The 15,913-nt window shown below is 46.1% G+C and carries 12 protein-coding genes and 5 pseudogenes; 2 read left to right on the top strand and 15 right to left on the bottom strand.

The window, feature by feature from the left end; translation table 11 throughout:
• Positions 1-54: 54 nt before the first annotated feature.
• On the bottom strand, positions 55-1,392 hold the full coding sequence (nox, locus tag G614_RS0102195; protein ID WP_027640605.1) for a H2O-forming NADH oxidase: 1,338 nt from the start codon (positions 1,390-1,392) through the stop codon (positions 55-57).
• A gap of 1,194 nt (positions 1,393-2,586) precedes the next feature.
• Between nox and ychF the strand changes: the two genes are divergently transcribed.
• Positions 2,587-3,684: a redox-regulated ATPase YchF gene (gene ychF, locus G614_RS0102185; protein ID WP_027640603.1), complete on the top strand. Its 1,098-nt coding sequence runs from the start codon at positions 2,587-2,589 to the stop codon at positions 3,682-3,684.
• A gap of 101 nt (positions 3,685-3,785) precedes the next feature.
• On the opposite strand, the pseudogene G614_RS26620 reads toward ychF, so the two are convergent.
• From G614_RS26620 to G614_RS0102145, 8 genes and pseudogenes are all read right to left on the bottom strand, one after another.
• Positions 3,786-4,103: pseudogene (locus G614_RS26620) on the bottom strand (transaldolase family protein); the annotation flags it as partial.
• Positions 4,104-4,173: 70 nt separating this feature from the next.
• Positions 4,174-4,455: pseudogene (locus G614_RS34180) on the bottom strand (DUF4368 domain-containing protein); the annotation flags it as partial.
• A gap of 178 nt (positions 4,456-4,633) precedes the next feature.
• Complete coding sequence (locus tag G614_RS33315; protein WP_002591420.1) at positions 4,634-4,762, bottom strand: hypothetical protein; 129 nt, start codon at positions 4,760-4,762, stop codon at positions 4,634-4,636.
• A gap of 46 nt (positions 4,763-4,808) precedes the next feature.
• The gene (locus G614_RS0102165) at positions 4,809-5,522 is read right to left on the bottom strand and encodes a cation diffusion facilitator family transporter (RefSeq protein WP_027640601.1); all 714 of its coding nucleotides are present in this window, start codon (positions 5,520-5,522) and stop codon (positions 4,809-4,811) included.
• A gap of 10 nt (positions 5,523-5,532) precedes the next feature.
• Positions 5,533-6,231, bottom strand: a complete 699-nt coding sequence (locus G614_RS0102160) for a hypothetical protein (RefSeq protein ID WP_027640600.1) — start codon at positions 6,229-6,231, stop codon at positions 5,533-5,535.
• Positions 6,228-6,911: an ABC transporter permease gene (locus tag G614_RS0102155; RefSeq protein ID WP_027640599.1), complete on the bottom strand. Its 684-nt coding sequence runs from the start codon at positions 6,909-6,911 to the stop codon at positions 6,228-6,230. Before G614_RS0102155 ends, G614_RS0102160 begins: the two co-directional genes overlap by 4 nt.
• Entirely contained in the window at positions 6,908-7,753 is an 846-nt protein-coding gene (locus G614_RS0102150; protein WP_027640598.1) for an ABC transporter ATP-binding protein, read from the bottom strand. The genes G614_RS0102155 and G614_RS0102150 overlap by 4 nt, the downstream gene beginning before the upstream one ends.
• 103 nt (positions 7,754-7,856) lie before the next feature.
• Positions 7,857-8,438 (bottom strand): TetR/AcrR family transcriptional regulator, encoded by a 582-nt coding sequence (locus G614_RS0102145; protein ID WP_027640597.1) that lies wholly within the window; start codon positions 8,436-8,438, stop codon positions 7,857-7,859.
• A 262-nt stretch (positions 8,439-8,700) separates the two neighbouring features.
• Here G614_RS0102145 and G614_RS26615 point away from each other — a divergent pair.
• A pseudogene (locus tag G614_RS26615) lies at positions 8,701-9,063 on the top strand (helix-turn-helix domain-containing protein).
• Between the two features lie 205 nt (positions 9,064-9,268).
• On the opposite strand, the pseudogene G614_RS26610 reads toward G614_RS26615, so the two are convergent.
• The 6 genes and pseudogenes from G614_RS26610 to G614_RS0102110 form a co-directional block, all read right to left on the bottom strand.
• A pseudogene (locus tag G614_RS26610) lies at positions 9,269-10,006 on the bottom strand (hypothetical protein); the annotation flags it as partial.
• Between the two features lie 544 nt (positions 10,007-10,550).
• Positions 10,551-10,789, bottom strand: a pseudogene (locus tag G614_RS26605) (type IV secretory system conjugative DNA transfer family protein); the annotation flags it as partial.
• A 152-nt stretch (positions 10,790-10,941) separates the two neighbouring features.
• Complete coding sequence (locus G614_RS26600) at positions 10,942-12,111, bottom strand: reverse transcriptase domain-containing protein (RefSeq protein ID WP_080664460.1); 1,170 nt, start codon at positions 12,109-12,111, stop codon at positions 10,942-10,944.
• 105 nt (positions 12,112-12,216) lie between these two features.
• A complete protein-coding gene (locus G614_RS0102120; RefSeq protein WP_027640596.1) occupies positions 12,217-13,227 on the bottom strand; it encodes a site-specific integrase in 1,011 nt (336 codons plus the stop codon).
• On the bottom strand, positions 13,214-14,194 hold the full coding sequence (locus tag G614_RS0102115; protein WP_027640595.1) for a tyrosine-type recombinase/integrase: 981 nt from the start codon (positions 14,192-14,194) through the stop codon (positions 13,214-13,216). Before G614_RS0102115 ends, G614_RS0102120 begins: the two co-directional genes overlap by 14 nt.
• Positions 14,187-15,422, bottom strand: coding sequence for a site-specific integrase (locus G614_RS0102110; RefSeq protein WP_027640594.1), 1,236 nt, complete (start codon positions 15,420-15,422; stop codon positions 14,187-14,189). Before G614_RS0102110 ends, G614_RS0102115 begins: the two co-directional genes overlap by 8 nt.
• Positions 15,423-15,913 lie beyond the last annotated feature (491 nt).

The raw sequence follows: 15,913 nt of genomic DNA, 5'->3' as shown, positions 1-15,913 counted from the left end.
ACATTTTACCCCGAAGCAGTATAAAAAGCAAGAAGGTATTTACCAGCCGGAATCCTACTGAGCCCCCAGGGCGGCCATGGTCACATAATTATACGGCTTATTAAAATGGGGAAGGAAGAATAAATCAAACAGCTTCAGCTTATCAATCGTCACCTGTTCCTCCACTGCCATGGAAAACATATGAATGCCCATGGAAACATCATAATCCGAGCACATCTGGGCTCCCAGGATGATTCTGGATTTCCTGTCATATACAATGCGTATCTTTACCTTATGATTCCCGTTCTCCATGAACTCCGCCTTCTGCCAGTCCTCATAATCCGCTGCCACCGCATCGTATCCCATCCGCTCTGCCCTGGCCAGGCTGATTCCCGTGCTGAACATATGAAGTCCCCATATACTGATTCCATTGGACCCCTGCACCCCCACGGATTCCAGAACCTTACCGCACGCGTTATGGGCCGCGATGATTCCGGAGCGCACCGCGTTGGTAGCCAGGGCAATATAATCCGCGGCCTGTATGGCATTATTATAAACCGTGGCGCAGTCCCCCACCGCATACACCCCCGGTACGCTGGTCTCCTGCCTGCGGTCCACCAGGTAGGCCCCATTTCCAAAGGTCCTGAGCCTCCCCTGTCCAAGGGCCGTGTTAGGCTTAAACCCAATGCCGAACACCGCCATATCCGCCTCATAACATCCCTGGTACGTCACCACCCGTTCCACCCGTCTGCCGCCTTCCAGTCTCACCACCTTCTCCCCAAAAGCCAGCTTCACACCGTGCTCCTGCAGATTGTGCGCCATCCTGTCAGAAAACTCCCTGTCATAATATCCCGACAGGCATGTATCCGCCAGGTCAATCAAAACCACCTCCCGGCCATTCCTCTTAAACGCCTCAGCCAGTTCCACCCCAATATATCCGGCGCCCACCACAGCCACTTTCTTAATGGAAGAATCCTTAAGCTTCTCAATCACATCCCTGGCATTCTGATACAGCTTCACAAACTGCACATTATCCAGCTCCATCCCCTCAATCTCAGGACGCAGAGGAACAGACCCCGTAGCCAGAATCAGCTTATCATACGCCTGCACATAGTCCTCCCCATCCTTTCCCCTGGCATACACAGCCTTCCCGTCAAAGTCAATTCTGGTAACCTCTGTTTCCATATGAATGACAGCGCCCTTTTCCTCAAAAGCCTCCTTACTGGAATAGAACAACCCCTCAGGCCCTGAAATCTGCCCACCGATCCAAAGGGCCATGCCGCACCCCAGAAAACTGATATTAGAGTTTCTGTCAAACGCCACCACCCTTTTTCCCGGAAACTGGTCCAATATCGTATTCAAAACCGCCGTCCCCCCATGATTCGCCCCAACGACGACAATTGTTTCTTCCATAGATAATAACCTCCTGCTATCTTATATTTTACAATCCTGCTTAATTACCCCAAAAACATGATAAAACTCATCACTAAAATCCAACCATAACTATTGTTGCCATAAAGCGTCTATATTATAAATCCCCCGCATCACCTGTCATAAACAATCTATTCAGCGAGCTGTTTTTTGTGGATAAATATTTAGCGGGTTCCGGCAACCTGTTAATGCTTTCTTTCCCATGATACTTCGCGTATTCATGTATTATATAAAATGTAATATATAAAATGTAATATATAAAATGTAATATATAAAATGTATTATATAAAATGTGTTATATAACATGTAGTATATAGAATGTATCATATAGAAAGCATTATATAATAAGAAGGAATCCTATATAAAGATGAGCTGACTGCAGCTAACATTCCGGTATTTTCCTTATTGTACGAGAAAAACTCTCATATTTTAAAATTACATTCTTCCGCATTACCTTAAGCTCTCTCCTCTTTTTATATGAGAATACTTCTCTCCGTTAACATTGGCCTCTTTTTCATTAAACATGGACATGATTCTTTGCGAGAAAAACTATCGCGCTTTTTCAAACACGCGCCCTCCCCCATAACACTCTCCCATAACATTTAACTCATTGCCCCAATATATAAGAGAAAAAATCTCATGCATATCATTATACAGAGTTCCTTCTTATTTCTTCTCTTTCAACGTACACGACTTCTCTCCTTATGGGAGGATGAGTCAGCGGACGTGCGGCTGACCAGCCGGAAAATGGGCGGGCGGGGCGGGGAGATTTGGCGATTTTTACCGAGGGCCGCTGTCTCTTAGTCTGAACCGGGGGCGAAGCAGGGGGCGGCTGAGGGCCTTCACGGCCCGAAGACGGCGGCACATGGAGGAGAAATCATCAAGATTTCTCCGTAATTTGCCGCTGTACCCCTGCTTCGTCCCGGGTTCAGGCTTAGAGACAGCCCCCGAGGGAACCATGAGCCAAAACTCCCCGCCCCGCCCGTTCATTTTCCCGCCCCCCTTCCCCGTCCGCGTACCCCCTCCTCCCATTCCCTCCTCCCGCACATTTTCCCCTTTAATTTACCCACCATTTATGATATGATAATAAAGCTGTAATAGAATCAGAACGCCCCCGCCAGGAGCCCGGGCGTATTTGAACCATCATATATCACATACAGATAGGAAGGTAATCATATGAAATTAGGTATTGTAGGACTCCCCAACGTCGGCAAGAGTACCCTCTTCAATTCTCTGACAAAGGCAGGTGCGGAATCAGCCAACTATCCGTTCTGTACCATTGACCCCAATGTAGGCGTTGTTCCGGTTCCCGACGCGCGTCTGGACAAGCTAACCGCCATGTACAACTCAGAAAAGACAACCCCTGCTGTCATCGAGTTCGTGGACATTGCCGGTCTGGTAAAGGGCGCTTCCAAAGGCGAGGGTCTGGGCAACCAGTTCCTTTCCAACATCCGTGAGGTGGACGCCATTGTACATGTAGTGCGCTGTTTTGACGACCCCAATGTCATTCACGTGGACGGCAGCATTGACCCTCTCCGGGACATTGAAACCATTAATCTGGAGCTGATTTTCTCCGACATTGAGATTCTGGAGCGCCGCATTGCCAAGCAGTCCAAGGGCGCATTCAACAACAAGGAACTGGCAAAGGAAGTAGAGCTGTTAAAGGCCATCAAGGCCCACCTGGAAGATGGAAAGCTGGCCCGCAGCTTTGAGCCGGATGACGATGATACCAGGGAGTTCATCAATACCCTGAACCTTCTTACATGGAAACCTGTCATCTTTGCCGCCAATGTGGCAGAGGATGACCTTGCAAACGACGGAGCCGACAACCAGTATGTTCAGGCTGTCCGCGGGTTTGCCGATGAGAACAACTGTGAAGTATTCGTTATCTGCGCTGAGATTGAGCAGGAAATAGCCGAGCTGGACGACGATGAAAAGAAAATGTTTTTAGATGACCTGGGTCTTACAGAGTCCGGCCTGGAGAAGCTGATTGCGGCCAGCTACCGCATTCTGGGCCTTATGAGCTACCTGACAGCAGGTCCCCAGGAGAGCCGTGCATGGACCATCAAAGTAGGCACCAAGGCGCCTCAGGCAGCAGGTAAGATTCACAGTGATTTTGAGCGCGGATTCATCCGCGCCGAAGTAGTCAACTACGATGACCTGATGGCCTGCGGCAGCATGAACGCGGCCAAGGAAAAGGGCCTGGTACGTTCCGAGGGCAAGGAATATGTCATGAGGGACGGGGATGTTGTTCTGTTCCGGTTTAATGTGTAATATTGTAATGTAACCCTGCGCCAGGAACCGAACGCAAGAACTATGGCTGCTATAGACAATGCGGACAAAGGGATAGACATGCATGGTCCGTTTGAGTTTTTTCAATCGCTATATTCATCGATTACAGCCTTGTAATCCGCCTGAAACTTAGCGATTCCCTGGTCGGTCAGCGGATGCTTTGTCATCTGCTCCAACACCTTGTAAGTTACTGTGGCGATATCCGCACCCGCCTTTGCACAGTCGATCACGTGGATCGGGTTGCGGATGCTGGCGGCGATGATCCGGGTGTCGATATCATGCATCTGGAAAATCTCAGTGAGCTCGCAGATCAGGTCGATACCGGGCATGGAGATGTCGTCCAGACGGCCTGGGAACGGGGAAACATAGGTGGCTCCCGCGCGGGCGGCAAGCAGGGCCTGGGCGGGGGCGTTACCACCAACCGGGGCACTTTTATTAGGAAAGTGTACCACCTATTAAAATGCGGTTTTTCTAAACCGCTTCACTCGGATTGTTGACCTCGATAAATTCTTGTATTCTGCGGAGCTCGTCAGCGAACCGAAATACTATGCTGATGTTCCCGCCCTCGTATACCTTGATATGGTCAACCAATTCAATCAGAACATCTCTTGTCAGCTTCTCAATGTTGCCGTATTGCCTGAACGCCTTCAAAAACGGATTTTCGGTGTCAATGCCATTTTCAAGCTCTGCCTGTTCGGCCCGAAGTTTTTCAATGACTTCGTTTAGTGCCTCGGCCTGTTCCTCATAATCTTCATGAAAAGATTGTTAAATTATGTTGATAAAATAAAGACACAGCGATACCTCCTTGATACCGCCGTGTCCTTAAAAAGGGTGAATTTTAATTTTTGAAAAAGGAAAACGGCGGTTTCATTTCAAACTGCCGTTTTGTGCTGCTACACAGATAGCAGTTTTCCTTTTTAGTTGCTCTTTACTAATCTTCATCATTATGCGGACGCTTTTTGGGATTCTTTTTATCGTTGTATTTTTTCATAATAACCATTTTAAGTAAGCCAACGACAATCAAAACCGCAATCATGATAATCCACCAGTATTGTTCCATAACCTACTTCACCTCCTTTCAGTGACCTTAAATCATCTTCCCCGTCCTATGCAGAATGGGAAAGTTCATTAGTATTAACATGTACCATACAATGTTTACATTGTGGAAAGCTGTGTTCAATCGCCTGATGGACTTCCTCGGCTATTCGGTGAGCGTCATAAAGAACTAAGCTGCCATCGGCTAATATTTCAATATCTACATACATTTTCGCTCCAAACATGCGGGTTTTTAAATCATCAATACCTTCAACCCCTTGCTGTTGAAGTACAAGTTCCCTAATTCTTGTTTCTGTAGTGTTGTCACAGCTATGATCCACCATTTTGTTAATGCTTTCTCTGAAAATGTCCAAAGCGGCTTTTAAGATACAACTGCAAATTACAACGCTTGCAATAGGGTCAAGAATGGCAAAGCCCAAACGCGCTCCTAAAATGCCCATTAAAGAACCAACTGACGAGAGTGCGTCAGAGCGGTGGTGCCATGCGTCAGCCATAAGTGCGTCAGAATTTGTATGCTTTGCAGCACCATAGGGGTGTTCTCTATCAGGTCGTTTTTCTGATATTTTAATTCCAACCATCACAATGATTGTGCTTAATACATCAGAGGCTGAGTGAACAGCGTCTGACAGCATGGCACTTGACTTTCCTATATATCCGGCGGCAAATTTAAGTAGCGATAAAATCAGGTTGATGATTAGTGTAATTGTGGAAACCCGGATTGCCTTATTTACATTTTCGTTTGGCAGGATTTTATTTTTTTTCATATATGCCCCCTTATCCTGCCAGCTTCCGAAACAGACGTTTTATAAGAAAGTAGCACCAGATCAAAGCTACTACCAATGCTATGGGAAAATAAAGAACAGCTTTATTCTGTACGGCTTTTGCTACCCAAAATGATGGGAGGAAGCCAACCGCGAACTGGTAGTAACTATCTATAAAGAAAGGAACTGGAATGCCTAACAGTGTAAGTGCAGAAAGTTTTGTTACAGCCATACCCTCTAATTTATTACCGGATAAGGTAATAATCATAAGTGAAACAATGATTGCCTGTACCGAGCCGAGAAGTGCTAAACCAATCATCATTCCAATGGGTAGCTTTTCTAATGAGAAAAGCAAAAGTACGATAAAAGCAATGACCGCTGAAATAATTGCGGGTACTACCAACCTTGTAAAGAGATACCCCGCCTTACCAAGAGGGGTAATTGAAAAGTACCGCGATACTTTATCATCAATTTCCTCTAACGTAATCATGGCAAATGCAAAACAAAGCAGTACAGGAGCCATGATAGAAAGCAATAAATCAAAAATCGGATAGTACCCTTGTAAAGAAAACTTTGTTATTCTTTCAAAAAATGGAATACCAAATTTGATTAAAGCTCCCATAATAAAAGGGGTGAAGCAAGCCGCAAACATCATAGGGTCGCTTTTGATTTGCTTAAATACTTGTATGGTACTGGATAGTATCCTTTTCATAGCTTTACACCTCCCAAACTTTTCCACATATGCTCAACTGTATGCCTTGCAATTATGTAGAGGATAATCAACGTAGCAATTACAAGTACCATATCGAACGATAGTAACATACTTTTTCCAGTTATAAGGTTCATGCAAGCTATGAACGGAAAAAAGCGAAACACATTTGGTAAAGTCACAAACAGACCAACAATAGGTGGAACAAAGCAAACAATTTCTATCGGCATAATTACAATAAGAAACTGGTTCAAGTTTAAAATCTTTGTAGCTGCAATAATTCCAAGCATAGTAAAGATTGCTGATGTTAAAGCAGTACCAACTGCGATACCAAGCAAATGATTGCTGCCGGAAACTAACCCTAATATCAATGCAATTACCGTAGAAATAGCAATCAACGCAACTGTTTTTGAAAGTATATATTCAGATATTTTTACAGGAGATACCACCATAGCATTTAATACCTTTTGACTTTTTTCCAAAAGAACAATCGCTCCCATGAAAAACAATCCCATTGCTGCCGGGTCAGAGTATATCATAATAGAAGCAATATCCGTTTTCCAATGTTCCGGCAAAGCGGCAATCCCACACACATATAAAACTGTTAAAATAAAGTAGATAAAATAGAAACCATATTTCCATTGGAAATGTATATCACCACAAATTAAACGTCCCAATCTCATTGAAGTGTCCTCCCTGTAATATCTACAAAAATATCATTTAATGTAGGCTCACTACTATGAATGGAAAGCAGGCGGTTTTCGGAAATTAAGTTTTTCAATAACTTATCTTCTGTGGTTCTATCAAGCAGACATTCTCCCGTTTTCTCACCTTTGTCATAGTAGGTATATTGTATTTTTGCAGCTCCCCTTGACATAATCAAATTATGCGGACTATCCAATGCGCTTACTTTTCCGGCAACGATAAAGGCTACCTGATCACATAGCTCTGTTGCGTCAAACATATTGTGAGTAGTGATGATAACCGTTTTTCCACGTTTCTTTTCTGCAAGGATAATATCTTTCATCAAACGATTATTCGTAGGGTCAAGACCGCTTGTCGGTTCATCAAGGAATAATATGTCTGGGTCATGTATCAACGCTTTGATAAAATTCAAGCGGGAACGCATACCTTTGGAAAAATCGCCAACCTTTTTATCTCCGTCATTTTCCAATCCAACCATATGCAATAGTTCGTCAATAGACCGGGGCTGCTTTTCATACAGAGAAGCAAAATAGGCGAGATTTTGTCGTGCAGTGAATTTCTCATAACAGGTTGAAAATTCAAAATCAACACCGATATTTTCATAAAACTGATTTGTACGCTCCCGTATTTCTGTACCTGCAACTTTTACGCTGCCTTTATATTTTGTATTAAGTCCGGTCAAAACTTTTTGAATGGTTGATTTTCCGGCACCAGAAGGGCCCAAAAATCCAAAAATTTCTCCTTTCCCAACATGGAAACTTACATTCTCGACAAACGGTTTGTCAGTATAGCTAAAATACAGTTTTTTTACATCAATCATTATTTTGTCCTCCTTAGACTTTATGACTCATACAAATATATAGTCATATAAATTGTAAAAAATATGTTTGGCTATCTGCCTGTCAAATAACCAAACAAAATTGTTACTCTGCTACTACTTGTTGAACAATGCCATTCACTAAAAGATTTTTTATCATATTCAGTTCTTTATCCTCCTTGAACTGTTCCAAACAGGATAAAACAGAATACAGGGATTTTATGATAACCGTATGCGGAATCGTAAAAATAACCCCTAAATCTTCAAGCATTTCTAGTATACGTATATCATTGTGCATATGACTGTCAAATATATCTGGCGAAAGTTTCCTTTGCAGATAGTCCATTAAAGACAAATCAATCTGCGAAAGAATAGGAGAATTGATCAACCCAGTTACCCCCAAAGTGATAACATCTTTTGTTAAGTCCCTATGATTTTCATACTTTCTTCCTTTAATTGTTGTTTCAATATTAGTAAATAGCTCTTTCTGTAAGCGAAAATTGATTTCTACATATAAGTGTTCTTTACTCGGATAAAAAGCGTAGAATGAACCTTTCGATATATTTACAGCAGCTACTAAATCATCAACCGTTACTTTTTTCAAGCCGTGTGCTGCAAACAGCTTTTCCCCCTCTATCAAAAGTTTCCTGTTTATGATTTCTTTTTCTTGTTCTGTAAAGCGCGGCAATTTTTCTCACCTCCTTATGACTAAATGCTTTATATCGTCATATAGAATATATCACTTGCTTTCTTTGTTGTCAAGAGATAGTCTAAAATTATTTTATTAGATTTCCCCTTATCTAAAATTATTGTATATCAGTTGGGGGAGCTTTATCTTTATTCAAAATTTTACCTCACAAATAATATGCTATATTACCATTAATACTATGCTATGTGTAATCATATCCAAAATGAAAAGGTGAACGGTAAAATGTAGTAGGGTGAAAAATATGAAGCAAGTCAAAGCGAAGTATGATTTTAAGGCCTTCGGTCAAGCCATAAAAGAAGCAAGAAAGGCAAAGGGTATATCGCGCAACCAGTTAGCGGACAGGCTGAACATTGCGCCGCGCTATATTGCATCCATTGAGAACAGCGGACAGCACCCAAGCCTACAAATATTTTTATGAGCTTGTAACTTTTTTGATATATCGGTAGACCAAATCTTCTTTCCAGCAAAAGCGCCGGATAAGACCACACAGCGCCGCCAGCTCGACGAGCTCCTCAACGGCATTGATGAAACTGATTTAGTCATAGTAACTGATACGAAAAAAGGAATACAGAAAGCCAAAGAAGCCAGAGAAGCGGGGGAATAAAACCCCCGTTTTTTCATGCGATTAACGGGTTTGCGCTAAACGGCAAGCGATGCAAGTGTCTATACACTTGCGAATTTTCCACGTTCCGGCTCCCGCCGAAACCTGAAAAATCCCGCTTGTTGGGGCAGGCCCCAAACCCTGCGGAACCTCGGGCCAACTTGGCCCGAAGCTCCGGCGCTCCGCTTGATTGGTTGCGTCTCATTCGCTATCGCTCCTGTTCCTTGTTTTTCTCCTGCCCGGTCAAGCCGAGCAGATAATCAATATTAGCCTTTGCCGTCGTGACCTCCCGCATATCCCGCCGGGCCTCCCGGTACTCTGCATAGAACTCCTTTTTTTCCGCCGCCAGTCTGCGGCCTTCCTCCTTTTGCTTCTCTATCTTTGGGAGCTTCGCCCCGTCTAAAATGGCACTCATTTTGGCCCGAGCCGCCCGGTAAATCTCAATATCCGCCTCATGCTCCGCAAGAAATTTTTTACTGTACCGTGAAGCCTTGTACGCCTCAAACACGGGGCGGGTCTTTGCATAGTTTACCGTGGCCCCATTGAGCTCTGCATTGGCGGCAAGCGCGGCCTCCACCGTCTTGATTTTTCCGGCCAGAACGTGAAACCGCTCCGTGGCCTCCACGGCCTTTTTCTCCAACTGCTCATACTCCGTCAGGCCGTTGTCCTGCAAGTAAGCCAGAGCCGCCGCCATCTGCTTTAGGTTGAATACTTTCGCCCACCGCTCATAGGCCAGGCCTTTCCCTTGAAGCCGGTTCTGAATGTCGATAATCAGGTTGAGCCTGCGGCCCGGTTTCATAGGCTCCGCCGCCCGGCTGGAGGGCAAGGGGGCGCGGCCTTCGATAACAGCCCGTATGTCCTCTGGCCCGTAGCCTTCCCCGAGTGTGGAGGCCCTGCAACGGGTAAACCGTTCCTACCCGGGACAGCGGAACGAGAGGGAGCCGCCGTCTGGCCTTACCCTTTCAGTGCGGGCCGTCCCCGGTTATTCCTAAACGTCGGGCAGTTCGCCCTTATCAATATGACTGCCTTAATACTGCACTTAGGACTTCCTCTGCTCCGTAAACCTGGGTCTCCCCGATACGTTTTACACGTATTCTATGGCGGCCATAACGCCATCCCCCATAGTGACAAAACGAAATCACGTGAGGTAGATTTATTATTCCGTCCTCTCTGCACAGCAGAGCAGGATAGGGTTCATAACGAAGCTTTAGCAAATGCGGAATGTTGAATCCATATGCAGTGGAACCCGGGGTGTGCTGTCACCAGCAGTGTCCCCGCCTTCACCTATGCTTCGCGACTGCCTGTTACCAGACAGCCGGCAGGAGTATTAGTCGAGGTCGGATACATGGAATATTTGGCTTCCATGCCGCCTCCAGTCATATCAATTACCTACAAGAGTGTGCCGCTTTTCACCTCCTTAGCACCTCTTATCAGGTTTGCAGTGGTGTCACCCTACTACGGGAGTTTTACACTGCAATTAGGGTCGCACCGTTTTTGAAACTCTCATCATCCTCCCTTACTTCCATGCTGTTAATCATTTCGACTAACGTGTTCATGTTCCGTTCTTCCTCCGGCCCTTCAAAGACGATATAGGCCACAAGGGCGCAGTACAAAAGTGTCTCGGCCTTCGTCCAAAACTCGTCCCCTCTTTCCCTTGTCCCTTCGTGTTGATTATCAGGGCGTTGACAAATTTCAGAACGTCGCTCTCTGTCTTGATGTAGGCCATCGGTTCCGATAGGTAAGCCTTTGATGTTATCTCCGGCTTTTCCCCCGGTTAGCACCGGACATGCGACTTTCACCGCATCCGGCGCCCCATCAAGCATAGTTTCAGCAGTGATACACACCCACTCTTTCACATCAGCTAAATCAGTTTGTTACGGCTTACATTGACATTTCTGCCAACCCTGCGGTAACACGCAGTTTGTTTACTTTAGTAATTTGTGCCTTATTCAATTCATACTTTTTTGTCAGTGTGGCGAACTTGGTACTATTTGTTGTAGAGATAAGTTCATATCCGGCAGGCGATAAAAGCAACAGATTACGGTAACTGTCTCTGCCACTTTTACACTCATTCGATTTTCTGTAACAAATACAGTGAATCACTTCCAGATGTTCCCCGGTGATTGCACATTTACCTTCCTGTCCGGCATAGAGAGAGATTCGGTTATCATTGAACTGTACTGTTTCTCCTGCTACCGGGTGGCGCATGAGCCAGAGCATATCTTCAACATTCAGTTTCAGATTTCTGTGGATTTCCATTCTTCCGTCTGGAGTATATGGGTTGATTTTCCTGCTCTTACGCATTGGTATTTTAAACTGCACATATGCCAGAGGCACTACTGGTGTATCTCCAATCCAGCGCATTTGTTTCGATTTTCCATACCGGTTTTTTAAATATTTGTTGTTTAGTTCGCCCTGCTTTTTATATCCATCTATCCGATGAAGAAAGCGGCCGTTATTCATGTGAGCCATTCGGCTAAAATTCAGATTTATCCTCGTAGCAATGCAATAATAGTTCTGCATACCTATGACTTTGGCGTTGTATTCGTGAACGTTGCACTTTATGTCTTTTGCTGTCTTGCTGTTTTGAATCTCTGTTATTGCTTTTGAGAGTTCATTTTGCATATGCGACATTGCCTTGTCACAGACATTTGAACTGATTGCCCATGTCCTGCGTTTCTTTATCAACTTCATACGGAACCCCAAAAATTCACTATCTCTTTTCCGAAGATTTGTGACCTTTGATTTTTCATCTGAAATTTCCAATTTGAGCCGCTTTAGCAGCCAGTCCTTAACCGCATGGTATGCTCTGTCAGCGTCCTTACGGTTCCTGCAAAAGATTTTAAAATCATCTGCATACCGGACTATACGCATTTCTTTAAGGTTGCTCTTTTTGAGCGCCGTGTAGCTGTTGCACTTTTTCTCTGCCCCGTTCGGATAATATGTGACCTTACAAGGAGTTCTCATATGGTCTGCCATGCCTTCCCACTGTGACGCTACCCACCAGTCCAGTTCATTCAGGACAATGTTGGCTAACAGCGGGGAAAGTATGCCGCCCTATGCAAAGCAGAAGACTATGCAAAGAATGTACTGTTTTTCCTTATAAATAAAAGATTCTCTCAGATTTTACTTTGCATAGTATTCTACTTATAGCAATTACAACTCGGACAGCCACGCCATCAGGTCACTGTTTTCGCTCCAGTCCGGCAGATTGGAATCTACCAGTTCCGGATAAGCGTTCTCCAGGGCTTTTCGCTTTAGTTCCGTATCGGCCCTTGCGTAGATTTCTGTGGTCTTGATATCGCTGTGGCCCAGAAAGTCACGGATATAGATCAGGTTTACACCTGCCTGCAGCAGATGGACCGCCTTGGAATGGCGCAGCATATGGCACTTTACCTTTTCCGGTACTTTGTCAGATATTTCGTGTGCCATGACGGCGTATTTGTTGATGACATAGGCAACCCCTTCCTTCGTCAGCCTGTTGTGCTGTTTATTCGTAAAAAGCGGGTAACTGGCCTTATGTGCCAGATCCAGCCTGTTTTCGGAGATATATGTTTCCACGAGCGCAGCCGTATTCTTCATGATGGGGACCCGCCGTGTTTTGTTGCCCTTTCCGGTAAGGATCAGCACAGGGCTGTTTCCTGGAATGAAATCCCTGACAGAAAGGTCGATGAGCTCCTGGACCCTAGCGCCGCTGTCATACATCAGGCTCATCAGAGCAAGGTCCCGCCGTCCATGAGCTGTATATTTATCCGGCTGCTCCAGCAGAAGCCTGATCCCTTCCGGGGACAGGTGCTCCACTACTGCCTGCCGTTTCTTCTTTACTGGGATGGCCAGCACTTTCTGGTAGTGGTACAGGGATTCCGGTGATTCGGACTGGGCATACCGAAAAAAAGAATGGATCGCTGTCAGCCGCAGGTTCCTTGTAGAGACTGAACTTTTCCGTTCTGTTTCCAGCCAGTTTAAGAACCGCTCGACCAGATCGGAAGAAAGCCTCTTCATGGTGATCTTTTCCACCGGGAGTGATTCCTCTTTTTCGCAGAAAAGAAGGAGGAGCTTAAAGGTATCCCTGTAGGATTTTATCGTGTTCCTGCTGACATTCTTCTGGACAGGGAGATAGTCAGACAGGAAAGCTGTAAGGTGCATGGAGAAATCAGTCGGCTTCACAGGCGGTTCCCTCCATTTCCGGGATGATGTCCTTATAGCACTTTTCCAGCTTCACCCGGATATCAGGAAAAACGTCTGCCGTCCATCTGAGGTAATACGCTGTTTCATGAAAGGTCTGGTGTCCTAGGTAAGTGCGCATCATAGGGATCAATACCATGAGGTCCCGGTCCTGCTGTGCCCACTGTTTCAGACGGTAAATGCAGTAGGCGTGCCGGAAATCGTGGACTCTGGGGCCGTCCCCGGTATGGGAGATGCCGGCCTTCCAGAGAAAGCGCCTGAAGTTTTTATAGATATTCCCCAGTGTCATCGGCTTTCCGCCGTAACCTGGGAAAAAATATCCTGAAGGCTCTGGAAAAGGATGGACCTGTCCGGCATACCTGCGTAGTCTCAAGGTCATGGATTCCGGCATCGGGACCAGGCGGCTGTTATGGTTCTTTGAATCACGGACCGTCAGTATCCCCTGATGCAGGTCAACGTCCCGTACCGTGAGCAGCCGGGCTTCCGAACATCGTAGCCCGCAGGAAAGGAGCAACCTGAAGAACTCCGGCATCACCAGATGCCTGTAAGGGACTTCCGGGCACAGGCGGCACTTATCTGTTTCTGCAAAGAAACGCCTGAGTTCATCCGGGGTATAAATATGCGGCACATACTGCTGGCCGGCAGGATAATAATTCCTTGGAAGTATCCATGCGCTGGTCCCAATGCTGTCCAGGTACTTTGAAAACTGGCGTACCACCGAGGCCCGTGAACAATGGTTTGCGGTCGATTCGTGCATTGTTCTGGAGCACCAGCCGGTCACAGCCTCCCTGGAAAGGGTAGCCGCATCCGGATATTTTGCCGCAAGGTAGCTGTCAAAACGCTTTAGTATGCCAGGCTCTGTGTTGTATTTGTATCCGACAGACCGTTTGAGGGAGATGAAGTCTTCCATTTCTTTCCGGAAAGGGCCTGTAAAAGTGGGTTCAGCCAAGACGGATCACCTCCTCAAAGTCCAGGGGGCATTCCGCCAGCCGTTCCATATCCACCTTGAGATACACGGCGGTGGAATTCGTGTCCAGGTGTCCGATGATATCGGAGATGACCGGGAGAGGGGTGTCCTTCTCCAAAAGGACGCTTGCCATGGTATGGCGGAGGCTGTGCATCCCCCGGTGCTTGCCGCGCATTGGGATATGGGCTTTTACCATATATGCCCTTATCAGCTGGTCCAGATGGTCCCCTTCCGCAAAGGGAAGGAATGGGGCCATATGGCGGACAAAGATACGGCTGCTGTCAACCTTCGGCCTCCCGTATTTCAGGTAATCGATTACTGCCCAGCCCACATCCGGGACAAGCGGCAGTTCTATGGGCTGTCCTGTCTTCGACTGGGTAAAGCAGAGTTTTTTCTCCGTCCAGTTGAAGTTTTCAAAGCACAGGTTTTTGATGTCTGTGCAGCGCAGCCCCAGACGGCACGCAATCAGAATGATGGCATAGTCACGTCTGCCTTTCGGGCTTCCCCGGTCGATGGCCCCGATTAGCTGTTTCAGTTCTTCATGGGTCCAGACCGAGGGGATGGCAGTCTGCTTCCTGGCTTTTACCATGGGCATCTTTGCCGTAAGATCATCCGGCACGGTGCCTTCCTGGTACAGGAAACGGAAAAAGGCACGCAGGGAACAGATATGCTGCTCCACCGTTTTGTAGGAAAAACCTGCCAGTGTCCGGATATACGCATTAACCGTATCCAGAGTGACTTCTGTGAAATCATCCATCCCCTGTGCGGCCAGATAATCCATCAGATAAGAGGACTGCTTCACATAATGCTCCGTAGTCACCTGGGAATAGCCTTTTTTCTCACAGGAACTCCGGAACCGGCTTCGGATATCCACAAAAAACGGGGTTGTCAGTATTTCCTTATGCTTGAGATAACGCCGCAGCACCGCATGGTGGAGCTGGAAATCCCCAACCATACGGATCACACGGATCTCCTGTGTTTCTGCCTGTGGCAGGGTCCTTGAAAAATCCTCCTGTGTGATCCCGAAGAACTCTTTCAGGAAATCCATGCCAAGCTGTTCCGTGTAATAGCATTCACCCCTGTCTTCCGCATAGGCCATCAGCTGGTTCCAACGCCGGCGGTAAAATGTCATGCTCCCTTTGGTATAACCAAGCCGGAGCAGTTCTTGTTCCAGTCCTGAGATTAGGTCTGGTAAGTATGTTTTGTCCATAAAGGCACCTCCGATATGATATTTTCGAGAATAGCTCTCATAAATATCTTCGGAGACTATGCAAAGCAGCGCAAGAAAAAATGGCTTGAAACAGGGATTCCATGGATTTACTTTGCATAGTTACTTGCTTTGCATAGTTTCTAAGGAAAGAACCGGAGGTGGGTTGAATAAGAGGGCAATCTTTTCTGCCCCCTTATTCAGCACACTTTCGGTTTTTCCGAATTGAACAAAGTCGCGTCCGGTATGGGGATTCAATGCTCCGGCTTTCACCTGTCTGACAGCTCTGCTGGATGCTTTTCGACAGGAACTCAAGAGGATATCACTGGTTTAAGGCATACTTCCCCCTTACCCCCAAATCTTATGTCCCATATCCGGTTGCTTTGGGATCAGGCGCTGCTTCTTTTTGGGGTCCATTCAGTACATACTTCATAGGACATGGCCCCGCCGCAGCATGGACATACAGTGACATCCTTCTTGTAAAGTATTCTGAT

It is taken from the genome of [Clostridium] clostridioforme AGR2157, assembly GCF_000424325.1.
Lineage (GTDB): Bacteria > Bacillota > Clostridia > Lachnospirales > Lachnospiraceae > Enterocloster > Enterocloster clostridioformis_A.
Note: the sequence above shows the minus strand (reverse complement) of the source record. Positions and strands in the feature narration are given on the sequence as shown.